21 protein-coding genes, 5 tRNA genes and 1 rRNA gene are annotated in these 25,504 nt (G+C 44.7%); 6 read left to right on the plus strand and 21 right to left on the minus strand.

Annotated elements, in window-relative coordinates; genetic code table 11:
- Positions 1-17: 17 nt before the first annotated feature.
- Positions 18-605 (minus strand): YjaG family protein, encoded by a 588-nt coding sequence (locus tag OCV56_RS15120; RefSeq protein WP_086715879.1) that lies wholly within the window; start codon positions 603-605, stop codon positions 18-20.
- A 71-nt stretch (positions 606-676) separates the two neighbouring features.
- Here OCV56_RS15120 and OCV56_RS15125 point away from each other — a divergent pair, with 71 nt between their 5' ends.
- Together OCV56_RS15125 and OCV56_RS15130 are read left to right on the plus strand one after the other, a co-directional pair.
- The gene (locus OCV56_RS15125; RefSeq protein ID WP_086715881.1) at positions 677-1,603 is read left to right on the plus strand and encodes a D-2-hydroxyacid dehydrogenase; all 927 of its coding nucleotides are present in this window, start codon (positions 677-679) and stop codon (positions 1,601-1,603) included.
- Positions 1,603-2,196, plus strand: coding sequence for a uracil-DNA glycosylase family protein (locus OCV56_RS15130; RefSeq protein WP_086715884.1), 594 nt, complete (start codon positions 1,603-1,605; stop codon positions 2,194-2,196). Before OCV56_RS15125 ends, OCV56_RS15130 begins: the two co-directional genes overlap by 1 nt.
- Before the next feature lie 103 nt (positions 2,197-2,299).
- On the opposite strand, the gene hemE is transcribed toward OCV56_RS15130, so the two are convergent.
- Positions 2,300-3,367 carry a uroporphyrinogen decarboxylase gene (hemE, locus tag OCV56_RS15135; protein WP_086715886.1) on the minus strand — a complete coding sequence of 356 codons (1,068 nt, stop codon included), beginning with the start codon at positions 3,365-3,367 and terminating at the stop codon, positions 2,300-2,302.
- Positions 3,368-3,681: 314 nt separating this feature from the next.
- Positions 3,682-4,476 carry an NAD(+) diphosphatase gene (gene nudC / locus OCV56_RS15140; protein WP_086715888.1) on the minus strand — a complete coding sequence of 265 codons (795 nt, stop codon included), beginning with the start codon at positions 4,474-4,476 and terminating at the stop codon, positions 3,682-3,684.
- 165 nt (positions 4,477-4,641) lie between these two features.
- On the opposite strand from nudC, the gene OCV56_RS15145 reads away from it, so the two are divergent.
- Positions 4,642-5,139 (plus strand): Rsd/AlgQ family anti-sigma factor, encoded by a 498-nt coding sequence (locus tag OCV56_RS15145; RefSeq protein WP_048605474.1) that lies wholly within the window; start codon positions 4,642-4,644, stop codon positions 5,137-5,139.
- Positions 5,140-5,464: 325 nt separating this feature from the next.
- On the opposite strand, the gene rpoC is transcribed toward OCV56_RS15145, so the two are convergent.
- The 13 genes from rpoC to OCV56_RS15210 form a co-directional block, all read right to left on the minus strand.
- The gene (gene rpoC, locus OCV56_RS15150) at positions 5,465-9,667 is read right to left on the minus strand and encodes a DNA-directed RNA polymerase subunit beta' (RefSeq protein ID WP_017068865.1); all 4,203 of its coding nucleotides are present in this window, start codon (positions 9,665-9,667) and stop codon (positions 5,465-5,467) included.
- 91 nt (positions 9,668-9,758) lie between these two features.
- On the minus strand, positions 9,759-13,787 hold the full coding sequence (rpoB, locus tag OCV56_RS15155; protein WP_086715890.1) for a DNA-directed RNA polymerase subunit beta: 4,029 nt from the start codon (positions 13,785-13,787) through the stop codon (positions 9,759-9,761).
- 235 nt (positions 13,788-14,022) lie between these two features.
- Complete coding sequence (gene rplL, locus OCV56_RS15160) at positions 14,023-14,391, minus strand: 50S ribosomal protein L7/L12 (protein WP_017631516.1); 369 nt, start codon at positions 14,389-14,391, stop codon at positions 14,023-14,025.
- A gap of 57 nt (positions 14,392-14,448) precedes the next feature.
- Positions 14,449-14,943, minus strand: a complete 495-nt coding sequence (rplJ, locus tag OCV56_RS15165; RefSeq protein ID WP_010435550.1) for a 50S ribosomal protein L10 — start codon at positions 14,941-14,943, stop codon at positions 14,449-14,451.
- Positions 14,944-15,193: 250 nt separating this feature from the next.
- Positions 15,194-15,898: a 50S ribosomal protein L1 gene (gene rplA, locus OCV56_RS15170; protein WP_048659214.1), complete on the minus strand. Its 705-nt coding sequence runs from the start codon at positions 15,896-15,898 to the stop codon at positions 15,194-15,196.
- 4 nt (positions 15,899-15,902) lie between these two features.
- Positions 15,903-16,331, minus strand: coding sequence for a 50S ribosomal protein L11 (rplK, locus tag OCV56_RS15175; protein ID WP_010435555.1), 429 nt, complete (start codon positions 16,329-16,331; stop codon positions 15,903-15,905).
- 212 nt (positions 16,332-16,543) lie between these two features.
- Complete coding sequence (gene nusG, locus OCV56_RS15180; protein WP_010435556.1) at positions 16,544-17,092, minus strand: transcription termination/antitermination protein NusG; 549 nt, start codon at positions 17,090-17,092, stop codon at positions 16,544-16,546.
- 13 nt (positions 17,093-17,105) lie between these two features.
- Positions 17,106-17,483: a preprotein translocase subunit SecE gene (gene secE / locus OCV56_RS15185; RefSeq protein ID WP_017631512.1), complete on the minus strand. Its 378-nt coding sequence runs from the start codon at positions 17,481-17,483 to the stop codon at positions 17,106-17,108.
- A gap of 223 nt (positions 17,484-17,706) precedes the next feature.
- Positions 17,707-18,891 (minus strand): elongation factor Tu, encoded by a 1,185-nt coding sequence (gene tuf / locus OCV56_RS15190; protein ID WP_010435158.1) that lies wholly within the window; start codon positions 18,889-18,891, stop codon positions 17,707-17,709.
- Between the two features lie 94 nt (positions 18,892-18,985).
- Positions 18,986-19,061, minus strand: a tRNA-Thr gene (locus OCV56_RS15195).
- Positions 19,062-19,074: 13 nt separating this feature from the next.
- A tRNA-Gly gene (locus OCV56_RS15200) sits at positions 19,075-19,149 on the minus strand.
- 39 nt (positions 19,150-19,188) lie between these two features.
- Positions 19,189-19,273 (minus strand) — tRNA-Tyr (locus OCV56_RS15205).
- Positions 19,274-19,318: 45 nt separating this feature from the next.
- Positions 19,319-19,394: transfer RNA gene (locus OCV56_RS15210), tRNA-Thr, on the minus strand.
- Between the two features lie 210 nt (positions 19,395-19,604).
- On the opposite strand from OCV56_RS15210, the gene coaA reads away from it, so the two are divergent.
- The gene (coaA, locus tag OCV56_RS15215; protein WP_048657856.1) at positions 19,605-20,528 is read left to right on the plus strand and encodes a type I pantothenate kinase; all 924 of its coding nucleotides are present in this window, start codon (positions 19,605-19,607) and stop codon (positions 20,526-20,528) included.
- A 7-nt stretch (positions 20,529-20,535) separates the two neighbouring features.
- Here the strand turns inward: coaA and birA are convergent, their stop codons facing one another.
- Together birA and murB are read right to left on the minus strand one after the other, a co-directional pair.
- Positions 20,536-21,501 carry a bifunctional biotin--[acetyl-CoA-carboxylase] ligase/biotin operon repressor BirA gene (birA, locus tag OCV56_RS15220; RefSeq protein ID WP_086716325.1) on the minus strand — a complete coding sequence of 322 codons (966 nt, stop codon included), beginning with the start codon at positions 21,499-21,501 and terminating at the stop codon, positions 20,536-20,538.
- Positions 21,498-22,544 (minus strand): UDP-N-acetylmuramate dehydrogenase, encoded by a 1,047-nt coding sequence (gene murB / locus OCV56_RS15225; RefSeq protein ID WP_086716323.1) that lies wholly within the window; start codon positions 22,542-22,544, stop codon positions 21,498-21,500. Before murB ends, birA begins: the two co-directional genes overlap by 4 nt.
- A 66-nt stretch (positions 22,545-22,610) precedes the next feature.
- On the opposite strand from murB, the gene OCV56_RS15230 reads away from it, so the two are divergent.
- Complete coding sequence (locus OCV56_RS15230; RefSeq protein WP_086716321.1) at positions 22,611-23,042, plus strand: GNAT family N-acetyltransferase; 432 nt, start codon at positions 22,611-22,613, stop codon at positions 23,040-23,042.
- A 91-nt stretch (positions 23,043-23,133) separates the two neighbouring features.
- On the plus strand, positions 23,134-24,474 hold the full coding sequence (pssA, locus tag OCV56_RS15235) for a CDP-diacylglycerol--serine O-phosphatidyltransferase (protein ID WP_086716319.1): 1,341 nt from the start codon (positions 23,134-23,136) through the stop codon (positions 24,472-24,474).
- A gap of 44 nt (positions 24,475-24,518) precedes the next feature.
- Here the strand turns inward: pssA and OCV56_RS15240 are convergent, their stop codons facing one another.
- From OCV56_RS15240 to rrf, 3 genes are all read right to left on the minus strand, one after another.
- Positions 24,519-24,644, minus strand: a complete 126-nt coding sequence (locus OCV56_RS15240; protein ID WP_261901413.1) for a hypothetical protein — start codon at positions 24,642-24,644, stop codon at positions 24,519-24,521.
- A 543-nt stretch (positions 24,645-25,187) separates the two neighbouring features.
- A tRNA-Asp gene (locus OCV56_RS15245) sits at positions 25,188-25,264 on the minus strand.
- A 43-nt stretch (positions 25,265-25,307) separates the two neighbouring features.
- Positions 25,308-25,423, minus strand: a 5S ribosomal RNA gene (rrf, locus tag OCV56_RS15250).
- Positions 25,424-25,504: the final 81 nt, after the last annotated feature.

A 25,504-nucleotide genomic window follows, 5' to 3' on the forward strand; every position in this document is an offset into this window, starting at 1 on the left:
CTTGGTGCGATAGCGAATTATAACTCAACACCAATGTTACTGACTGGATCTTCGCGCAGTTCGTGGCGTAGGTCTTTGATCAGCTCTAAGTCACGCTCAGTCGTTTCACGTAGAGGTCGGAAAATGGCCCACTGAACGTCCCACTCTTCACATACCGCTTCGTTTTCTTTCTGGTTTTCGTTCGTCACTTCTTCAGCGCCTTGAGCGAACTCAAGCTCAGCAACCGTTTTAACCGACTGTTGGCTTACTTTAATCACAGCTTCAAACATATGCTCGCGGTCAAGCAGGCCATGAATTAGCGTAGCTAGGCCTTGGCATGCGTCCATTGCTGGGTAAACACCATAGAAGTCAAAATCATCTGCGCTAGGAAATAGTTCTTCTACTTTCTCTAATTGGCGTTCAAAGTTCACCTTTGCCGTTTTAACCGTTAGGATTTCCCAAATGCTATCCAAAACATCACGATAGATTCGAGCTTCCGCAAATTCTGTATTTTCACAAAACATGGCATAGTTAGGGTACATACGCTCACATAGACACGCCATAAAGGTAATTTGTTGCCAAGGTTCTAACTTTTCAAGACGAACCTGCAGTGGATTCTGAAGCATAGTCACTCAATAATTGCAGAAAAAGACAGCGAAAGTGTACTTGATAAACCCTGGGGGGAAAAGGTAAGCCGATGAACAATTTTACGAATAAGCTCTATATTCTTACTGAGCATGACGATACCTATACGCAACTGATTCTAAACCAGGATTTACCCGACCTAGAAATCACTCAAAACCCCGAGCTAGCTGAGATTGTATTAGCGTCGCCTCCTCTGATAGCCGAGCGTCTCAACGAATTTAAAACGCTTGATTGGGTACAAAGCACCTACGCTGGCATCAATAAGCTCACTCAACCAGAGCTTCGTCAAGATTACACGCTGACCAACGTCAAAGGCATCTTCGGTCCTGCTATCGCAGAATACGTTTTAGGTTACGCAATCAGCCACTTTAGACACTTTCCTCATTACCACCAGCAACAACAGCAACGAAACTGGCAGCCACAGCTTTATTCTAGCCTAACTGACAAAACCATGGTGATTTTGGGAACGGGGTCTATTGGTAGTCATTTAGCCAAAACCGCGACGGCTTTTGGTATTCATACCATAGGTGTCAACCGTACGGGCATCCCATCCAAACAAGAAACCTATAAAGATACCTTCCACATCAATGAGTTAGAAGCCGCTCTAAAGCAAGCAGATATTGTGGTCAATACCCTGCCATCAACAGCTGAAACCTATCAACTGTTGAACCAAACCACGTTAGGTTACTGCTCTAATGTGTTGCTGTTTAATGTCGGCAGAGGGGAAAGCATCGACAACAAAGCTTTGCTGTTAGCGATTAAAAACCGATGGGTAGAACACGCATTTTTAGATGTATTTGAAAGCGAGCCCCTTTCGCAAGATCACCCTTTCTGGAGACTACCGCAAGTGACGATTACGCCACACATTGCTGCACTCAGTGAGCCAAGACAGGTAGTAGAGATCTTCGCTGAGAATTACAAACAGTGGCGAGATGGTTTTACACTGAACCATGTCATTGATTTTGATAAAGGCTACTGATGTCCTCTTCGTTACTCAAAGAGATACGACAATGCACAGCATGTGAGCCTCACCTCTCGCACGGCGCCAACCCTGTCATTCAAGCACATCCAAACGCGCGCTTGTTGATCATAGGCCAAGCGCCGGGTATCAAGGTGCATGAGTCATCTATCCCTTGGAACGATGCCAGTGGTGAACGCTTGAGAGAATGGCTAGGGATAGACAGCGATACCTTTTATGACGAGCAAAAAGTTGCGATTGTGCCTATGGGGTTTTGTTATCCGGGAAAAGGAAAAAGTGGCGACCTGCCACCACGGAAAGAGTGTGCTGAACTCTGGCATGACAAAGTGCTGCAATCCCTACCCAATATTCAAGTGACACTGCTGATTGGTCAGTATGCGCAAAACTATTACTTGAAGGAAAGGACAACCAAAACACTGACTGAGACAGTAAAAAACTGGCAGGCTTGGGCACCGGAATTTTTACCACTTCCCCACCCTTCACCACGCAATAATATCTGGCTCAAGAAGAACCCATGGTTTGAAAGTGAGGTTATTCCTTACATCCGAAAGCACATCTCGGAGCATTTGGCCTACCATGATCCAAATGCCTAATGAACTGCACGCTACAAGATTAAACCGCTATCCAATACTCATCGCAGATAATAAAAAAGCGCCGTTAGTTTCCTAACAGCGCTTTCAACAATCTTACTCAGAATTACTTGTGGTAAGGCTTAGACAGTTCGTGAACAGCGTCAACGAATACGCCAGCGTTCTCTGGCGGCACATCTAAGTGGATACCGTGGCCTAGGTTAAATACATGACCTGTACCACCATCGCCGAAGCCTTCAAGGATGCTACCTACTTCTTCACGAATACGTTCAGGTTGAGCGTAAAGCACTGAAGGGTCCATGTTACCTTGCAGAGCAACTTTGTCGCCGATGCGAGCTTTTGCGTCTGCAATGTTGATTGTCCAGTCAAGGCCAACCGCATCACAACCTGTTGCTGCGATAGACTCAAGCCACATGCCGCCGTTCTTAGTGAACAGAGTTACGGGTACTCGACGACCTTCGTTTTCACGGATTAAGCCATCAACGATTTTGTGCATGTATTGCAGTGAGAATAGGTTGTAGTCACGAGGAGTCAATACCCCCCCCCATGTATCAAAGACCATTACTGATTGAGCACCCGCTTTAATTTGGGCGTTGAGGTATTCGATAACACTGTCAGCCAGCTTGTCTAGAAGCAGGTGCAGTGTTTGTGGTTCTGCGTACATCATCTTCTTGATCTTAGTGAATGCTTTAGAGCTGCCACCTTCAACCATGTATGTCGCTAGTGTCCATGGGCTGCCAGAGAAACCAATCAGTGGTACTTCGCCTTTCAGATCTTTACGAATCTGACGAACAGCATTCATTACGTATTGAAGCTCACCTTCTGGATCAGGTAGACCAATTTTCTCTACGTCAGCTTTACACGTGATTGGACGCTCGAACTTAGGACCTTCACCTGTTTCAAAGTACAAACCTAAGCCCATTGCATCAGGGATAGTTAGGATGTCTGAGAACAAGATTGCCGCATCAAGCGGGAAACGACGTAAAGGTTGAAGGGTTACTTCTGATGCCAGTTCCGCGTTTTTGCACAAAGACATGAAATCGCCCGCTTCAGCGCGCGTTGCTTTGTACTCAGGAAGATATCGGCCAGCTTGGCGCATCATCCATACCGGTGTGTAATCAACAGGCTGTTTTAAAAGTGCGCGTAAATAGCGATCGTTTTTTAATTCGGTCATTCCGTTAAATTCCAATTCAATCTTGTCTAGTTTTGATGGCAAGTATTCTAACACTGATTGAAGGGTAAAAGCTGTGTGCTTTGCAACCTAGATCAAGTTATTAACTTTTAAATCAATGCTTAATTTGCACCCAATTACGGGAGCATGTTAAAAATTTGTTCGCTAGCGAAAATTACAATTATAACATCTGAGTAGTCACTACTCAGCATCTCATAACGACATCTTACTTACCCCCTCCACTTGTGGAGGGTTTTTTTTAGCTTTTGACCACCCATAGGCCAAATACTATCACAGGTAAATTAGCGCTCTAGCATCTACTCCGTAAAACCAACTTTTACCACGTCATCAACTGTTTTCTCAATCAACTGTCTCGCAATGGTTCCAACAGGAGCAACATCAGGCAGACTTATTACGTCAAACCATTGAGCATCCGAAAGCTCACTGTAGTCTGGCTTAAGCGTGCCACCAGTATAATCTGCGAGAAAGCCCATCATCATACTCGATGGAAACGCCCATGGTTGGCTGCCAAAGTAACGAATATTACCGACATCGATACCCGTTTCTTCTTTGACTTCCCTTGCCACACACTGCTCTAGAGTCTCTCCAACTTCTAGGAAGCCCGCTATCACCGTATACATGCCTGTTTTATGCCTTGGGTGCTGCGCAAGTAATATCTTGTTGTCGTTTCGTACAGCGACAATGATGCACGGGAAGATACGAGGATAATGAAGCGTGCGGCAATCCCCACACTGCATCGCTACTTGATTATGGTTGAGATGATTACGCCCCCCACACTGCGGGCAAAAACGCATACTTTGAGTCATGTGCCCATACTGAATAGCTTTGCTTGCAGTCAGAAAACTCGCTTCTGGCCAGTGCAGTAATTCTCTTAGGCTGACCATGCTCAGTTCATTCTCTACATCACAATCATTAAGCCAAAACACCTTGCGACCTTGATGCTGACCAATACAGATTGCATGCTCAACACTCAGTCCTAGTTCTTCAGCAGAACCAAAAGGAAACTGATCATTATTGACCCAAATATCACTACCAGAAACGACGCACCAATAAGCTTGCTCTGTCATTTTGTTATCACTTTTTTTTAACATCCCTATGCCTCATTGCTTGCAGTTCGTTCATTTTACTGGCAATCTAATTTCATACTAGAGTTGTAGCAGAGAATATTTCAAGCTATTACTTTTAGTAGCTACCAATAAAACGGACCCTGCTTAGGCAATTACTTGATCACAAGGTTGTGATCAGATCATGAGGACATGGTCATGCTAAATAAATTCAAACAAATACAAGAACAATGGGGTGGCTCTAATGAAGTCATCGATCATTGGCTCGAAACTCGACAGTCTCTAATCGTTGAGTATTGTAAGCTTGCCGCTCTACAGCCTTCATCGTCGAAAGCAACTGCAATCACCGAACTGCCTTCTCCAGAAGAACTCCAAAAATTCAGCCAACATCTTGTTGATTACATCTCCGAAGGTCATTTCAAAATCTATGACATGGTGATGGACAAATGGCAGTCTACTGGCTTCAAAGCAACAGACGAAATCAACCAATCTTATGGTCATATCGTTCTTACCACAGATCCACTGCTCAACTTCACCGATAAATACGCAGCCATTGAAGCGACTGATACACTAGAAAGCTTTGATAGTGAGTTATCACTCGTTGGTGAGATCCTTGAGGCTAGATTTGCGGTTGAAGACCAGCTGATTCAACAAATTGCCGACAGCCTAGCAGTTCCACCAGGAGCGTAATGGTCTAACATTTTCTAAGCTTGCCTCAGTGCAAGCTTTTTGTTCTGTCTATAGCGTTACCTAAAAAATCCAGCTCCTCTACCAGAGCCTATTGGTTCGTCCATATTCTAATCCATAGTTTTTCACCAGTTTCAGACTCATGACCTCCCTATAAACACCCAAACTTCCCTCGAGAACGCACTCACCAATAAGTCCACCAGCTAAGTAATCAAGCATATCGACCAACTCCTGGTCTATAAACTTCTCATTAGATACCAATACGCCAGATACAAAAAAGGCACCCGAAGGTGCCTTTTTCTTATCTCTTAGAGACTACTCGTAGAGCTTACTCTTCTGAAGAGAAACCAGCGTTTAGAAGTGCTGCTAGATTGTCAGTAGCTTGTTCAGCTGAAGGACCTTCTTGCTCTTCTTCACGTTGCTTTTGACGCTCTTGGTGGTAAGCGAAACCAGTACCAGCTGGGATCAGACGACCAACAATTACGTTCTCTTTCAGACCACGAAGGTCATCACGCTTACCAGAAACCGCAGCTTCTGTTAGTACGCGAGTCGTTTCTTGGAACGATGCAGCTGAGATGAATGACTCAGTTGCAAGAGATGCTTTAGTAATACCTAGTAGGTCACGTTCGAAACGTACTAGTTCTTTACCTTCAGCTTCTAGCTTACGGTTAGCAATCTTAACATTGTGGTACTCAACTTGTTCGCCAGGTAGGAACGGAGAGTCACCAGAATGAGTGATTGTACACTTACGTAGCATTTGACGAACGATAGTCTCAATGTGCTTATCGTTAATCTTTACGCCTTGTAAGCGGTAAACTTCTTGAACTTCGTTCGCGATGTACTGAGTTACTGCGTGGATACCACGTAGACGCAGGATATCGTGTGGAGTTTCAGGACCGTCGGCGATTACATCACCACGTTCAATCTTCTCACCTTCGAACACGTTCAATTGACGATGCTTAGGAATCATCTCTTCGTAAGCGTCACCGCCTTCACGAGTGATTACTAGACGACGCTTACCTTTCGTTTCTTTACCGAAAGACACAGTACCTGTGTGCTCAGCAAGGATCGCAGGCTCTTTAGGCTTACGAGCTTCGAATAGGTCAGCTACGCGTGGTAGACCACCGGTGATATCTTTGTTTCCGCTCGATTTTTGAGGGATACGAGATAGTGTGTCACCGATGCCAACTTCAGCGCCATCTTCGATGTTTACAATCGCTTTGCCAGGTAGGAAGTAGTGAGCTGGCATTTCAGTACCAGGAATCATTACGTCGTTACCTTGCTCATCAACAAGTTTGATAGCTGGACGCATATCTTTACCTGCTGCTGGGCGAGCTGCTGCGTCTGTCACTTCACTTGAAGAAAGACCAGTTAGATCGTCAGTTTGACGAGAAACTGTAATACCATCGATCATATCTACGAATTGGATACGACCTGCCACTTCTGTGATGATTGGCATGGTATGCGCTTCCCAGTTAGCTACAACTTCACCAGCAGTAACTGCTGCGTTGTCGCCTTTGGTTAGCATCGAACCGTAAGGAAGTTTGTGCTTCTCTTTAGTACGGCCGAATTCATCAATAATCGTCATCTCAGATGCACGAGAAGTGATAACCAGTTTCTTATCTTTGTTAACTACGAACTTAGCATTGTGAAGTTTCACAGTACCAGTTGTCTTAGCTTGGATGCTGTTCTCTGCTGCTGCAGTAGATGCCGCACCACCGATGTGGAACGTACGCATCGTTAGCTGTGTACCCGGTTCACCGATAGATTGTGCAGCGATAACACCAACTGCTTCACCTTGGTTCACTAGGTGACCACGTGCTAGGTCACGACCGTAACACTGTGCACAACAACCGAAGTCTGCATCACAGGTAACAACAGAGCGCACTTTCATGCTATCTACTGAGTTGTCTTCCATGATCTGACACCACTTCTCATCAATCAGAGTATTACGTGGAATCAGTACATCTTCAGTACCCGGCTTAAGAACGTCTTCAGCAACTACACGACCTAGAGCAAGCTCAGAAAGTGCAACTTTAACGTCACCACCTTCGATGTGAGGCATCATGTCGATACCTTCATGCGTGCCACAGTCATGTTCGTGTACTACAACGTCTTGAGCAACGTCTACTAGACGACGAGTTAGGTAACCCGAGTTTGCTGTTTTCAGTGCTGTATCCGCAAGACCCTTACGAGCACCGTGCGTTGAGATAAAGTACTGAAGGACGTTTAGACCTTCTTTAAAGTTCGCTGTGATCGGCGTTTCGATGATTGAACCATCTGGACGCGCCATCAGACCACGCATACCTGCTAGCTGACGAATCTGAGCTGCAGAACCACGTGCGCCCGAGTCGGCCATCATGTAGATGCTGTTGAACGATTCTTGCTGTTCTTCTTCGCCGTCACGGTTAATAACAGTTTCAGAAGAAAGGTTATCCATCATTGCTTTCGCAACACGGTCATTCGTAGATGCCCAGATATCGATAACTTTGTTGTAACGCTCACCCGCAGTAACAAGACCAGATTGGAATTGCTCTTGGATTTCACGAACTTCTTCTTCAGCAGATTCAATTTCATCGTATTTCGCTTGAGGTACAACCATATCGTCGATACCTACAGAAACACCAGAAAGTGCAGCGTATGCAAAACCTGCGTACATGATTTGGTCAGCAAATACTACTGTATCTTTCAGACCAAGCTTACGGTAACACTCGTTAAGAAGAGTAGAGATCTGCTTCTTACCTAACTTTTGGTTAACGATGCTGTACGGTAGGCCAGCTGGAACGATTTGCCATAGCATTGCACGGCCGACAGTTGTATCAACCATCTTCGTTTCAGTAGTGCTGTTACCATCTTCATCTACTACAGTCTCGGTGATACGTACTTTAACGCGAGCGTGTAGCTCAGCAGTCTTAGTACGGTATGCCTTTTCAGCCTCAGCAGGGCCAGCAAGGTACATACCTTCGCCTTTCACGTTGATCTTGTCACGTGTCATGTAGTAAAGACCCAATACAACGTCCTGAGAAGGTACGATGATCGGATCACCTGACGCTGGCGACAGAATGTTATTCGTTGACATCATCAGAGTACGTGCTTCAAGCTGTGCTTCTAGAGTTAGAGGCACGTGTACCGCCATTTGGTCACCATCGAAGTCGGCGTTGTATGCCGCACACACTAGTGGGTGAAGCTGAATCGCTTTACCTTCGATTAGTACTGGTTCAAACGCTTGGATACCTAGACGGTGAAGTGTAGGTGCACGGTTAAGTAGTACTGGGTGTTCGCGGATTACTTCATCTAGGATATCCCAAACGATAGCTTCTTCGCGCTCTACCATCTTCTTAGCAGCTTTGATTGTCGTAGCCATGCCACGAGTTTCTAGCTTGCTGTAGATGAACGGCTTAAATAGCTCAAGTGCCATCTTCTTAGGAAGACCACACTGATGTAGACGAAGGTATGGACCTACTGTGATTACAGAACGGCCAGAGTAGTCTACACGTTTACCTAGAAGGTTCTGACGGAAACGACCTTGTTTACCCTTGATCATATCAGCAAGAGATTTCAGAGGACGCTTGTTAGAACCAGTGATAGCACGACCACGACGACCGTTATCTAGAAGTGCATCAACAGACTCTTGCAGCATACGCTTTTCGTTACGTACGATGATGTCCGGAGCAGCTAGCTCTAGAAGACGCTTCAAACGGTTGTTACGGTTGATCACACGACGGTAAAGGTCGTTCAGATCTGAAGTCGCAAAACGACCGCCATCTAGTGGTACTAGAGGACGTAGATCTGGCGGCAGAACCGGAAGTACAGTCAGAATCATCCATTGCGGATCGTTACCCGATGCAATAAACGCTTCAACTAGCTTCAGGCGCTTAGTAACTTTTTTACGCTTAGTTTCTGAGTTAGTTGTTTCTAACTCTTCGCGCATTTCTTCCACTTCTTGATGAAGGTCCATTGTTGCAAGCAGATCTTTGATCGCTTCAGCACCCATCTTAGCAGTGAATTCGTCACCCCACTCTTCTAGACGATCCAGATACTCTTCTTCAGTAAGCATCTGAGATTTTTCTAGATCAGTCATACCTGGTTCAGTTACTACGTACATCTCGAAGTAAAGAACACGTTCGATATCACGTAGAGGGATATCCATTAGTAGACCGATACGAGACGGTAGTGATTTTAGGAACCAGATGTGAGCAACTGGTGAAGCTAGCTCGATGTGGCCCATACGGTCACGACGAACTTTAGTTTGTGTAACTTCAACGCCACACTTCTCACAGATAACACCACGGTGCTTCAGGCGCTTGTATTTGCCACAAAGACATTCGTAGTCTTTAACTGGACCAAAAATACGTGCACAGAACAGACCATCACGCTCAGGTTTGAACGTACGATAGTTAATTGTTTCCGGCTTTTTAACTTCACCAAAAGACCATGAACGGATCATGTCTGGTGAAGATAGACCGATTTTGATTGCATCAAATTCTTCGGTCTTATGCTGTGCTTTTAGAAAGTTTAATAAGTCTTTCACATTCAGCTCCTGTAAGGAGTTAAAGGAGCTCACTGCTGTAGCAAGCTCCCTTTTACCAAATAATCCTATCTTCTTTTAAAAAGAGGAGGGATTACTCTTCGTCTTCTAGCTCGATGTTGATACCTAGCGAGCGAATCTCTTTCAACAGTACGTTGAACGACTCTGGCATGCCAGGTTCCATGCTATGGTTACCGTCTACGATGTTCTTATACATCTTAGTACGGCCGTTAACGTCATCTGACTTAACTGTTAGCATTTCTTGTAGAGTATATGCTGCACCGTATGCTTCTAGTGCCCATACTTCCATCTCACCGAAACGCTGACCACCGAACTGAGCTTTACCACCAAGTGGTTGCTGAGTTACTAGGCTGTAAGAACCAGTTGAACGAGCATGCATCTTGTCATCAACCAAGTGGTTCAGTTTCAGCATGTACATGTAACCAACAGTTACAGGACGCTCAAACGAATCACCAGTACGACCATCAAACAGTTTAAGCTGACCAGATTCTGGCAGATCACCCAGTTTAAGTAGTTCTTTGATTAACGCTTCTGAAGCACCGTCGAACACAGGAGTAGCAATCGGTAGACCGCCACGTAGGTTCTTGATCAGTGTACGAACTTGATCATCAGACAGTTCAGCAATATCAACTTTCTGACGAGTATCACCAAGATCATAAACCTTCTGTAGGAACTCACGGAACTTATGCAGTTCTTGTTGCTCCTTAACCATTTGGTTGATCTTGTCACCGATACCTTTAGCAGCCAAACCTAAGTGAACTTCTAGGATCTGACCGATGTTCATACGCGATGGTACACCCAACGGGTTAAGTACGATGTCTACAGGTTGACCTTTCTCATCGTATGGCATGTCTTCAACAGGGTTAATCTTAGAGATTACACCTTTGTTACCGTGACGACCGGCCATCTTATCACCAGGCTGGATACGACGTTTAACCGCTAGGTAAACTTTAACAATCTTAAGAACGCCAGGCGCTAGATCATCACCTTGAGTGATTTTACGACGCTTAGTTTCAAACTTCTTATCGAAGTCTGCTTTTAGCTCATCCCACTGCTCAGCAAGTTGCTCAAGCTGTGTTTGTAGCGCATCGTCTTCTAGAACTTGCTCTAGCCATTGCTTACGACCGATAGTATCAAGCTTAGCTTCAGAGTAACCACCAGACAGAAGTACAGCTTTAACACGGTTAAGAAGGCCACCCTCAAGAATTTGGAACTCTTCAGTTAGGTCTTTCTTCGCTTCTTTAAGCTGCATCTGTTCGATTTCAAGTGCACGCTTGTCTTTCTCTACGCCATCGCGAGTGAAGACTTGTACATCGATGATAGTACCCGAAACAGAGTTTGGTACACGTAGAGAAGTATCTTTAACATCAGATGCTTTCTCACCGAAGATTGCACGTAGTAGCTTCTCTTCAGGTGTCAGTTGAGTTTCACCTTTAGGTGTTACTTTACCAACTAGGATGTCGCCACCCTTAACTTCAGCACCAATGTAAACGATACCTGACTCGTCTAGTTTAGACAGAGCAGACTCACCTACGTTTGGAATATCAGCTGTGATCTCTTCAGAGCCCAGCTTAGTATCACGAGCCACACAAGATAGTTCTTGAATGTGGATTGTCGTGAAACGGTCTTCTTGAACTACGCGCTCAGATACTAAGATCGAGTCTTCGAAGTTGTAACCGTTCCAAGGCATGAATGCGATACGCATGTTTTGGCCAAGAGCAAGTTCACCAAGGTCTGTTGAAGGACCATCAGCAAGAACATCGCCGCGTGCAACTGGTTCACCAGGAAGTACAGTTGGACGTTGGTTAATACATGTGTTTTGGTTCGAACGCGTGTACTTAGTTAGGTTGTAGATATCGATACCAGCTTCGCCAGGTACCAATTCATCTTCGTTAACCTTAACTACGATACGAGAAGCGTCTACAGACTGAACTTGACCACCACGTTTAGCAACCGCTGTAACACCAGAGTCAACTGCGATGTTACGTTCGATACCAGTACCTACTAGAGGCTTATCAGCCTTAAGTGTTGGTACAGCTTGACGTTGCATGTTGGCACCCATCAATGCACGGTTCGCATCATCGTGTTCTAGGAACGGGATAAGCGAAGCAGCGATAGATACTACTTGGTTTGTCGCAACGTCCATGTAGTCAACGTGATCGCGTGGGTGAAGACCAGATTCACCTTTTTGACGAGCTGTGATTAGCTCATCTGCAAACGTACCTTCTTCAGTAAGAATAGTGTTTGCTTGCGCGATTACGAATTGACCTTCCTGGATTGCAGACAGGTAATCAACTTCTTCTGTTACTACACCATCTACTACACGACGGTACGGAGTTTCTAGGAAACCGTAATCGTTACAACGTGCAAACGCAGATAGCGAGTTAATTAGACCGATGTTTGGGCCTTCAGGCGTTTCGATCGGACATAGACGACCGTAGTGAGTTACGTGAACGTCACGTACTTCGAAGCCTGCGCGCTCACGAGTAAGACCACCAGGACCTAAAGCAGAGATACGACGTTTGTGCGTAACTTCTGACAATGGGTTGTTTTGGTCCATGAACTGTGAAAGCTGTGAAGAGCCAAAGAATTCTTTAACTGCAGCAGAGATCGGCTTAGCGTTGATAAGATCTTGAGGCATGATTGCATCAAGGTCACCAAGGCTTAGGCGCTCTTTAACGGCACGTTCTACACGAACTAGACCAACACGGAATTGGTTTTCTGCCATTTCACCTACAGAACGAATACGACGGTTGCCAAGGTGGTCGATATCGTCCACTTCACCAATACCGTTACGGATACCGATCAGCTTCTTCATCACTTCGATGATGTCTGATTCATCCAGAGTACCGCGCTCTTCTTCTTCTTCACGCTCAATAGAGCTGTTGAACTTCATACGGCCTACAGTTGATAGGTCGTAACGTTCTTCAGAGAAGAATAGGCTTTCGAATAGAGATTCTGCAGCTTCTTTCGTTGGTGGCTCGCCAGGACGCATCATGCGGTAGATTTCTACCAATGCAGAGATGCGATCTACTGTGCTATCTGCACGTAGAGTGTCTGACATGAATGGACCGTGATCTAGGTCATTCGTGAACAGAGTTTGTAGAGCCTTGTGACCTGCTTGAGACAGGTTAGCAAGTGCTTCTAGGCTAATCTCTTGGTTCGCGCCAACGATGATCTCGCCAGTTGCTTCATTGATGTAATCTTTAGATGCAACTTTACCAACGATGTACTCAACTGGTACTTCGATGTGCTCAACGCCATCTTTTTCAAGCTGACGGATATGACGAGCAGTAACACGACGACCAGTCTCAACGTAAGTTTTACCGTTTGCTTCGATGTCGAATGACGCAGTTTCACCACGTAGACGATCAGGAACCAACTCCATAAGAAGAGTTTGGTCTTTAACTTCGAAGTTCACCTTGTCGAAGAACAGATCTAGGATCTCTTCAGTCGATTTACCAAGTGCACGAAGAATAATCGATGCTGGTAGCTTACGACGACGGTCGATACGTACGAATAAGTTATCCTTAGGGTCGAACTCAAAGTCTAACCATGAGCCACGGTAAGGAATTACACGTGCGTTATAAAGAACTTTACCTGATGAGTGGGTCTTACCCTTATCACTGTCGAAGAACACGCCTGGGCTTCGGTGCAGCTGGGATACGATAACCCTCTCGGTACCATTAATTACGAAAGTACCATTGTCTGTCATAAGCGGAATTTCGCCCATGTAGACTTCTTGTTCTTTAATGTCTTTTACAGTACCTGCTGGTGCATCTCGATCAAAGATAACTAGACGTAGTTTTACGCGTAGTGGCTTTGAGTAAGTAACACCGCGGATTTGACATTCTTTAACGTCAAAAACTGGCTCACCAAGACGGTAGCTAACGTATTGCAGCTCAGAATTGCCGTTGTAGCTCTGAATTGGAAATACAGAACGGAAAGCAGCTTCAAGACCGTATTGACCTTCTGGATCCTGTTCGATGAATTTGTCGAAAGAATCAAGCTGGATCGATAACAGGTATGGAATGTCCAAAACTTGTGGACGAGTACCAAAATCCTTACGGATGCGCTTTTTCTCGGTATAAGAGTAAACCATGGGGTTCCTCAGCTCGCTGATAAGTGACCCAAACCACCCAAAACACTCTTCAAGAGGGGGCGGTGACAAACAGCTGTTTACTGTAGTGAACAATCATTTCGAAAAAATGACTGTTTTTTTGCTCGGATTATGACGGTTAAACAGCGGAAAATTCGTCATAGCCCTACAGCGCAAAAAGGCCGGTGGTTAATAAACCACCAGCCATTAGCCTTGCGGCTAAGAAATTAAGTAATAATTACTTGATTTCAACAGAAGCGCCAGCTTCTTCTAGCTGTGCTTTAAGAGCTTCAGCTTCAGCTTTGTCAACGCCTTCTTTAAGCGCTGCAGGAGCTGAGTCTACAAGACCTTTAGCTTCTTTAAGACCTAGGCCAGTTGCGCCACGTACAGCTTTGATAACTTGTACTTTGTTAGCGCCAGCAGCAGTTAGGATAACGTCGAATTCAGTTTGCTCAGCAGCAGCGTCGCCGCCAGCTGCGCCGCCAGCTACAACAGCAGCAGCTGCAGTAACGCCGAATTTCTCTTCCATAGCTTCGATAAGCTCAACAACTTGCATTACAGACATTTCTGCAACTGCGTCTAGGATTTGCTCGTTAGTAATAGACATAACAATTCTCTTTTAAGTCAACAATAAGTTTAAATAGCAACCAGTGAAAAGCAAGGCTTATGCCGCAGCTTCTTCTTTTTGGTCGCGAACAGCAGCGATAGTACGAACCAGCTTGCCAGCAGAAGCTTCTTTCATGCACATCATTAGGCGTGCGATAGCTTCGTCGTAAGTTGGTAGTGTCGCTAGTACTTCAGCATCAGTAACTGCGCCTTCAAATGCAGCAGCTTTGATCTCGAAATCTTTATTCTCTTTAGCGAAGTCTTTGAAAAGACGCGCTGCAGCACCTGGGTGCTCATTAGAGAATGCGATCAGAGTTGGACCAGTGAAAGTGTCTACTAGACACTCGTAGTCTGTACCCTGAACCGCACGGCGTGCTAGTGTGTTACGAACAACTTTCATGTAAACACCCGCTTCGCGAGCTTGTTTACGTAGAGAAGTCATTGCGCCAACTTCAACGCCACGAGAATCAGCTACAACTGCAGAAAGTGCACCACTGGCAGCTTCGTTGACTTCAGCAACAATTGCTTTTTTGTCTTGAAGATTTAAAGCCATTTGGATTAACCTCTGGTTGTGATTACAGCACTCAATACAAAATGTAATGAGCGTTTACGATGTTATTTAAAAATGAATAAATTCACCTCAAACCACAACATCGCCTACGTAGGTTTTATTAAGCCATCAATAATCTAATGAAAATCGACAGCGCCTACGGTCTTGGGATAGATGATTTCAAATTGCTTTAAAACCACCCAACCACAAATATTAGGCGCAGAAGTATACACTAAATCTGCGCCTAAGCAAATTAGTTTGCTTGAGTGTCAAGACTAGCTTGATCAACAGCAACACCAGCACCCATCGTAGTAGAGATGCTTACTTTCTTCAGGTAAGTACCCTTAGCTGAAGAAGGCTTAGCTTTCTTAAGAGCAACTAGAAGAGCTTCTAGGTTCTCTTGAAGCTGGTTAGCTTCGAAAGATGCTTTACCGATAGTAGTGTGGATGATGCCGTTCTTGTCGTTACGGTAACGAACCTGACCAGCTTTAGCGTTCTTAACTGCTTCAGCAACGTTAGGAGTTACAGTACCAACTTTAGGGTTTGGCATAAGGCCGCGTGGACCTAGGATTGTACCTAGTTGACCAACAACACGCATTGCATCTGGAGAAGCAACAACAACGTCGAAGTTCATTTCGCCTTTTTTCACTTGCTCAGCAAGATCTTCCATACCAACGATATCTGCGCCAGCTGCTTTAGCTGCTTCTGCGTTTGCACCTTGAGTGAACACAGCAACGCGGATGTCACGGCCAGTACCGTGAGGTAGCACAGTTGCGCCACGAACGTTTTGGTCAGATTTACGAGCATCGATGCCTAGGTTAACAGCAACATCTACAGACTCAACGAATTTAGCAGTAGCTAGTTCTTTAAGAAGAGCAACAGCTTCGTTGATTTCGTATTCTTTAGTCGCGTCAACTTTGTCGCGAATTACGCGCATACGCTTAGTAAGTTTAGCCATGATCTTATCCCTCTACCACTAGGCCCATTGAACGAGCAGTACCAGCAATAGAACGCTTCATTGCTTCGATGTCAGCACCAGTCATATCAGCAGCTTTAGTTTCTGCGATTTCCTGAACTTGAGCGTCAGTTACAGTACCAACTTTCTCAGTGTTTGGACGACCTGAACCAGACTTAACGCCAGCAGCTTTCTTAAGAAGAACAGCAGCAGGTGGAGTCTTAGTTACGAACGTGAAAGAACGGTCGTTGTAAACAGTAATAACTACTGGAGTAGGTAGACCTTTCTCAACAGATTCTGTTTTTGCGTTGAACGCTTTACAGAATTCCATGATGTTCACGCCGTGTTGACCTAGAGCAGGACCAACCGGTGGACTTGGGTTTGCCATACCAGCTGCAACTTGCAGTTTGATATAAGCTTCAACTTTCTTAGCCATGATATTTCCTAATATTTTGGGTACATGCGCTAGCCGTAAGGCGAGCTCCCCATAAATTCAATTAACTCTTTTTACTTCCACAGAAGCAAAAAGGCGCGAAATTATAATCATAATTCGCGCCTTTAACAACCCTAAAAAGGTGATTTTTTATACTCTTTTATTTTGAACAACTTATGAAGTATTTATCCACAGCTTGCTCAAAGGTCAGAGTTTTAGTCCAGTTTTTCAACCTGACCAAATTCAAGTTCAACCGGTGTTGCACGACCAAAGATCGATACAGATACCTTAATGCGGCTTTTCTCGTAATCTACTTCTTCAACAGTACCGTTGAAGTCAGCAAATGGACCATCGTTCACACGAACCACTTCACCCGCTTCGAACATTGTCTTAGGACGTGGAGACTCGCTCGCTTTCTCTAGACGGTTCAAGATAGCATCAGCTTCTTTATCAGTGATTGGTGCAGGACGATCAGAGGTACCACCAATGAAGCCCATAACACGCGGAATGCTGCGTACTAAGTGCCATGATTCATCATTCATGATCATTTGAACTAATACGTAGCCAGGGAAGAATTTACGTTCACTTTTACGACGTTGGCCTGCACGCATTTCCACTACTTCTTCAGTAGGTACTAGCACATCGCCAAATAGTTCTTCCATGTTGTGCATTTTAATATGTTCGCGTAGCGACTGTGCAACACGACCTTCAAAGCCAGAAAAGGCTTGAACTACATACCAACGTTTTTTTGGAGCTTCACTCATGAATCAGAACCCTCTACACCCCAGTTGCTAGAGAAACTAGACGGACCATAATGCCGTCAATTCCCCAAAGCACTAGAGACATAACAATACATACAGCTAAAACGATCAATGTAGTTTGCATAGTTTCTTGGCGAGTAGGCCAAACAACTTTACGAATCTCCATACGAGATTCTTTTGCAAAATCGATCGCAGCTTTACCTTTAGTTGTTGTTGCTGCAACGCCTAGTGCGGCAGCAATCAGCACAACTACACCTGCAGCGCGAATTACAACAGACAATTCACCATACAGGTAATTACCCACAACAGCAGCAGCCAACAGAACAAAAGCGACAATCCACTTCATTGTATCTGCTGCACTTGAGCTATCAGGAGTTTCAGCGTTTGCTTTCATAAAACCAACCTGTGATAAGTCTTAAATATAGACGACAATAACCCCGCTGTTGCAGGGCACATTCCTTTGCGTTGCAAAACAACACATCTAACAGTCATTTTAGTCAAAAAGACCGTTTAATTCTTTGCTAAGAGCCGAATTTGATGTCAAATCGCTCAACTCTTTTTTCAGCGCAGAAAAAGGGCATCAAATGATGCCCTTTTTACTAGTGGTTCGTCAAATCTTATGCAAAGATTTTAGCTACAACACCAGCACCAACTGTACGGCCACCTTCGCGGATTGCGAAACGTAGACCTTCGTCCATTGCGATTGGAGCGATTAGCTCAACAGTCATTTGAACGTTGTCACCTGGCATTACCATTTCTACGCCTTCTGGTAGAGTGATGTCGCCTGTTACGTCAGTTGTACGGAAGTAGAACTGTGGACGGTAACCTTTGAAGAAAGGAGTGTGACGGCCGCCTTCGTCTTTAGAAAGTACGTATACTTCAGACTCAAACTTAGTGTGTGGGTTGATAGAACCTTTCGCAGAAAGTACTTGACCACGTTCAACGTCATCACGCTTAGTACCACGTAGAAGTGCACCAACGTTCTCACCTGCACGACCTTCGTCAAGCAGTTTACGGAACATTTCAACACCAGTACAAGTAGTAAGAGTAGTCTCTTTGATACCAACGATTTCTACTTCGTCACCTACACGTAGGATACCGCGCTCGATACGACCAGTTACAACAGTACCACGACCTTGAATTGAGAATACATCTTCAATTGGTAGTAGGAACGGTTGGTCTACTGCACGCTCTGGCTCAGGAATGTAAGAATCTAGTGCTTCTGCAAGCTCAACGATCTTGTCTTCCCACTGCTTCTCGCCGTTTAGTGCGCCAAGTGCAGAACCTTGGATAACTGGTAGGTCATCACCTGGGAAGTCGTATTCAGAAAGAAGTTCACGAACTTCCATCTCAACTAGCTCAAGTAGCTCTTCGTCATCAACCATGTCACATTTGTTCATGAATACGATGATGTAAGGGATACCAACTTGACGACCAAGTAGGATGTGCTCACGAGTTTGAGGCATAGGGCCGTCAGTCGCAGCAACAACTAGGATACCGCCGTCCATTTGTGCAGCACCAGTGATCATGTTTTTAACATAATCCGCGTGTCCTGGACAGTCTACGTGTGCGTAGTGACGTGCTGGAGTATCGTACTCAACGTGAGAAGTTGCGATTGTGATACCACGCTCGCGCTCTTCTGGAGCGTTATCGATAGATGCGAAATCTTTAGCAACACCGCCGTACACTTTTGCAAGTGTAGTACAGATAGCAGCAGTTAGAGTTGTTTTACCGTGGTCAACGTGGCCGATAGTACCAACGTTTACGTGCGGTTTCGTACGTTCAAATTTTTCTTTAGACATGGGGTGTCCCTCTAGGTACGGATTAGGTGGCTTAAAATAAGACCACGCAACCAAAAAAATGGTTTTCTTTATTAAAGGAGAAGAAGCTTTAGACTGGTGCTAATACCCAGAGTCGAACTGGGGACCTCACCCTTACCAAGGGTGCGCTCTACCGACTGAGCTATATCAGCACACAAAATGAGTTGGAGCGTGCAGCGGGAATCGAACCCGCATCATCAGCTTGGAAGGCTGAGGTAATAGCCATTATACGATGCACGCAACACGTAACTCTGTTTGAGCTATTTAACCTTTAGAATATGGTGGAGAGGGACGGATTCGAACCATCGAAGGCAGTGCCAACAGATTTACAGTCTGCTCCCTTTGGCCACTCGGGAACCTCTCCAAATTTTGAGCTTTCTCTCGCTTGCCTTAGAAGGAAGGGAGAAAGTGGTGCCGACTACCGGAATCGAACTGGTGACCTACTGATTACAAGTCAGTTGCTCTACCTACTGAGCTAAGTCGGCACAAGTGGGGCGCATTTTATTGAATGATTTTCCACCTTGCAATAGTAAATTGAAAAAAAGTGCAAAATTCTCTTACTAAACTCCTACATACGGCTATTTAGCTCAAGGTTTCCATCTTTAACCCGCATCTAGCACAGGAAGATATTTTATTTATCTATCGCTTGATGTATTTTCCATGCACTTGTTTTGTTATCCACTATAGAGTTTTGTATGAGCCCATTTATGTCATTTGACCGCGAGCGCTGGTCTGAGCTAAGGAATTTAGTTCCGATGACACTTTCTGAAAGCGACTTAAAAGAGCTTCAAGGCATCAATGAAAAACTCACAATGGAAGAGGCAGTGGAGATCTATCTACCACTTTCTCGCCTGTTGAATCTATATGTGGCAGCCAGACAAAACCGAAACTCGGTACTTCATGAGTTCCTAGATAAGAAAGAGAAAGCGCCACCTTTTATCATCGGGATTGCAGGTAGTGTTGCTGTTGGTAAGAGCACGACTGCGCGCCTGCTTAAAGCCCTACTCTCTCGTTGGGAGAACCACCCCAAAGTTGAGCTAGTGACAACAGACGGTTTCTTGTACCCAAATGAAGTGTTGGAAGAGAAAGGGTTGATGAGTAAGAAAGGCTTCCCTGAGTCTTACGACATCAAGCGTCTCGTGAACTTTGTCTCGGATGTGAAGGCGTGCAAACGAAATGTCACTGCACCGGTATACTCACACCTAACTTACAACATTACTGACGATGTTAAGTGTGTCGACCTACCCGATGTGCTTATTATTGAAGGGCTTAATGTCTTACAGAGTGGCATGAACTACCCACACGAGCCACATCGTGTGTTTATTTCAGACTTCCTTGATTTCTCACTCTATGTTGATGCTGACAGCCAGCAGATCAAAGAGTGGTACATCAATCGTTTTATGAAGTTCCGCGATGGCGCGTTTACCAAACCTGGCTCGTACTTTAGTCATTACACTAAGTTATCTAACCAAGCTGCACTGGACAAAGCGGAAGGTATCTGGAGTTCAATAAATGGCTTGAACCTTGAACAAAATATCCTTCCGACAAGAGAAAGAGCGCACCTCATCCTGCGAAAAGGCGCAGATCACATGGTTGAAGAAGTGTTACTCAGAAAATAGTAACGCCTTAATCCCCTTTTCGTAGCGAAATTTCGCCACCAATATAACTCTCTATGCCATTCTCAGTTTTGAGTAACACGGCACCTTGTTCATCGATGCCTTGAACAACACCTTCGATTTCTCGAGGTCCAATAATCAACCTAACATTGCGACCTAAGAAATTATCTAAGCGATTCCAACGTTCTACAAAATTGGACATTCCTTTAAGTTCATAATCCACAAGAGACTTGTCCCAAGCATTGATAAGAGCCTGCGCTAATTGGTTACGATCGGGCACCTTTCCGTCACACACTTCTCTAAGAGAAGTCCACGGTTGACCAATACCTGATGTTGTTGGATCCATTGATAAATTCAGCCCTAAACCAATAACAATATGAGCTGCGCCACCCGATTGTCCAGAGAGCTCTACCAAGATACCTGCGAGCTTCTTGTCATTATGGTATAAGTCATTCGGCCACTTAAGCTTGATGCCTTCAACCCCCATCTCTTCCAAAGCCTCTACAACCGCAACGCCAACAACAAGGCTTAAGCCCATTGCAGCAGCCATACCGGCGTCAAGCCTCCAGTACATTGAAAGGTATAGGTTTGCACCAAATGGTGATACCCACTCTCTCCCACGACGTCCACGGCCAGCAGCTTGATATTCAGCAACACAAACCGAGCCAGATTCGAGAATATTCGTACGATCTAACAAGTGTTGGTTTGTAGAGCCAATGATTGGGATCAGCTCAAGCGAAGCGTCGGGACTTGGAGCTGACAATTTTTCTTGGTCAAGCATGTCTAACTGATTAGCTAGTTTGTAGCCCTTACCTTGTACTCGGTAGATATCTAAGCCCCATTCTTGGATACCTTTAATGTGCTTACTGATAGCCGCTCGTGATACGCCTATCATCTCGCCGAGATCTTCTCCAGAATGAAACTCACCATCGGAAAGACATTTTAGTAGTGCCAGCTTAGTACTGTGCTCCCTCATACTAACGCCTCCAAGGCTCTATCTAGGTTTGTCTCGCTATCTCTACCCATAAAGCGGACTTCGTGCTCCAGCTGAATATCGAACTTGTTCAGGACAGATTGACGAACTCGGTCAGCAAGCTTAAGGATATCGATAGCTGAAGCTTGATCATAATTAATGATAACCAGTGCTTGGTTTGGGTGAACTTGAGCGCCGCCTTCAGTAACACCTTTAAACTGGCATTGATCAATCAACCACCCAGCAGCAACTTTGATCATATCATTGCTCTCATAACCGACGATGTTTGGGTACAGAGCTAACAGGCGATCAAAATGATCTTTGGTGATCACGGGATTTTTGAAAAAGCTTCCAGCATTGCCTTGTATTGAAGGATCTGGAAGTTTGCTCGAACGAATGGCACATACTTCATTGAATATCGAGCTAGGAGAAAGTGTTTCTGCTGGCAGGCTTTTAAGCGGACCGTAATGGTTACATGGCTTCCACTCTTTCGGTAGTGTTAAACCAATCGCGACAACAATCGCTTTGCCATAAAGCGCGTGTTTAAAAATGGAATCTCGGTAACCAAAGAGGCATTCCTCTTTGCTTAATCGCTTAACTGTATAAGTATCCAGACACAGAATATCGACGTATTCACATACGTCTTGCAGCTCAACGCCGTACGCACCAATATTCTGAATAGGTGCTGAGCCTGAGCAACCCGGTATCATTGCTAGATTTTCTAAGCCGCCAAGCCCTTTATCAACACTCCACTTAACCAAGCTAGGCCAATCCTCACCACCATTAACATGTAGATGGTAATGACTATCTGTGTCTGTTAGCGTAATCCCAGCTAACTGGTTCACAATAATCAAGCCTGCGAAGTGCTCAGTAAAAAGCATATTACTGCCCTTACCCAGTATTAACTTAGGTAAAGCTGACCATTTGGGGTCTTTGTAAAGCGATATCAGTTCTTCGATGGTGGTCACTTCAACCAACGCATCACACGTCTGATCGATGGAAAAAGTATGAACATTTTTTAAACTAGCATTGAGATGGAATTGCATGGCGATATTCAATTAACTTACACTGCGGTCATTCTACAGCAGATAAACCAATGGCGCAGTGACTGAATGAACAATGTCATCATTACCCAATTAGACCCAGTAAAGGTCCCCCTAGTTAAACGCTTCTATAAAGAACATTATCCAACGGGAAAAGCGAATAAGAGCGAACTGATCTATTCGTTATTACTGGACAACGAGCTGTGCGGTGTCGTGCGCTTTCGGACAATAGAAAATAATCGCTTACTGACCGGTATGGCGATATCAAAACAGCATCGTGGTAAGCAATTAGGCTCTCAGCTTATGAACTATTGTGCGAAACATACGTTAACGGAAGACGATTACTGCTTTGCGTACGCTCATCTCATCAATTTTTACACGCGACACAAATTCATACGAGTAGCCCCTAAAGACCTACCAAATGGTTTAAGAGTTTTATACGAGCGCTATTCGAATAGCGGAAAAGATCTCATTCCTATGCATTATCAGCAAAATTGTTAGAGAATGCCTCGATTATCTAGTATTTGATGCTATCCCTTTGGTAAAATTAAAGGTTCGCAATTTTGCATATTTTTAAGGTAAAACAGTCAATATGATTGCCAGTAGGAATCCATTCATACAGTTGCCAACCATAGCGCAGAATCCTGACAAGTTTGAAGTACTACTATCAGCGCAAGAGTTTCGAACTCGTCTACTTGATGAGATATCTCGCGCAACAACTCGCATTAGTTTAGTTGCTTTGTATCTTGAAGATGATGAAGCTGGCCGTGAGATCCTAACTGCCTTATATGAAGCAAAGCAAAAAAATCCAGAACTAGACGTGAGCGTTTGTGTCGATTGGCACCGTGCGCAGCGTGGATTGATTGGCGCAGAGTCTTCTGAAGGCAATGCTGCCATGTATAAAGAGTTCGCTGAAAAATACCAGCACTCTGTTCCTGTCTATGGCATCCCTGTGCGCGGTAAAGAAGTCTTTGGCGTATTGCACTTAAAAGGCTTTATCATCGATGACAGCGTAATATACAGCGGTGCAAGCCTTAACAATATCTACCTGAACTATCACGACCGCTATCGCTTTGATCGCTACCACGTTTTAAACAACGCTGCACTTGCTGATTCAATGTTTACCTACGTACATGAACAGATGATCTCAGACAGCGCTGTTTATGACTTGGCTGATAAGAACAAGCCAATTACTAAAGAGCTTAAGCCGGCCATTCGCCAGTTCCGTGCTTCACTAGCACGATCTCAATACCAGTTCGATGGTCAGGATGTTTCACCTGATCAGGTGGCTGTAACACCATTAGTTGGTATCGGTAAGAGACGTAACCGCCTGAATCAGGGCATCAATCAACTGGTTGCTCAAGCTAAAGATGAAATCTTTATCTGCACACCTTACTTCAACTTCCCACCTAGCCTAGCTAAAGAAGTGAAGAAAGCGCTTAAGCGTGGCGTAAAGGTCAGCATTGTTGTTGGCGATAAGACAGCGAATGATTTCTTTATCTCGCCAGAAGAAGAGTTTAAAACGATTGGTGGTTTGCCATATCTTTACGAATTGAACTTACGCCGCTTTGCTAAAGCCAATGAAGCTCATATTGCTAGTCGTAACCTTTCAATTCGACTTTGGCAACACGATTCAAATAGCTTCCACCTAAAGGGGATTTGGGTCGATAAGCGGTACATGCTACTAACAGGCAATAACTTGAACCCTCGCGCATGGAAACTGGATCTAGAGAACGGTATCTTTATTCAAGATAACTACCATCACCTAACTGATAAGTTCCAGGCTGAGGTGGATAATATCCTTCAACATACTCAGCTTATCTGTACTTACAAGCAATTAGACAAGGTAGAGAGCTACCCGATGGAAGTTCAGAAATTGATTCGTAAAATCACTCGTGTGAAAGCAGATAGGGTGCTCAAACAAATACTTTAGTCGATGATTTATCAACGCCTAGCAAACGCTAGGCGTTTTTGTATCTACGAGATAGCGAGATAGCGAGATAGCGAGATAGCGAGATAGCGAGATAGCGAGATAGCGAGATAGCGAGATAGCGAGATAGCGAGATAGCGAGATAGGTTTGCTTGATGGTTATTTCGAGTCAATATATCTATTTATTAATAGTGAGTGTAGTAGCTTGAAGAGCTAAACATTCTATCTTTTTCTTAGCTCCTGATACGTCTATCAGGTATAGAGAGCAGTTAAACTAGTACTAAAACGAACATATTCGACAATTACCTTCTACGTATTAAAGCAATAACGTTCGTCACTCCCTACAACGACGCACGAACGTGATCGGGTGTCTCAAAATTAAAGCTCTTAGATTCGTTCTATTTGGCTTAGCTAAAAGAGTAGAAGTAACTATCTCGATTCGTCAGATCTAAGAACCGAACAGCAGCCCCACGGCCAGAGATACACATCATAGGTAGTGATAAAGATCTGTAGCCAAGCTCCAAAACACAGATGCCGGAAACGACGAAAGCCTAGTCGTCAGACTAGGCTTTCTAATACGAGCGAGAATAGCGAAAGCGTTTAATGCGGCCACCGAGCAAGGAGAAATCCTGTTGGCACGATCTCCTCGAGAGACGAAACACTTTTCTTAAAATGTAAAAAAGCCCTGCTATTTCTAGCAGGGCTTTTCTAATAAGTGGCGGAGTGGACGGGACTCGAACCCGCGACCCCCGGCGTGACAGGCCGGTATTCTAACCAACTGAACTACCACTCCGCAGTGGAATACTTGTCGTCGCTGACAAGTGTTCAAATTTAAAGCCTGGCGATGTCCTACTCTCACATGGGGAAGCCCCACACTACCATCGGCGCTATTGTGTTTCACTTCTGAGTTCGGCATGGAATCAGGTGGGTCCACAATGCTATGGTCGCCAAGCAAATTTTAAAATTCGGAAAGCTGTTTTTGTTCTCTTCAAACTCATTCAAGCGTTTGGTATTTCTTTGAGTCCATCAAAAC

This window comes from Vibrio gigantis, assembly GCF_024347515.1.
GTDB classification, from domain to species: Bacteria; Pseudomonadota; Gammaproteobacteria; order Enterobacterales; family Vibrionaceae; genus Vibrio; species Vibrio gigantis.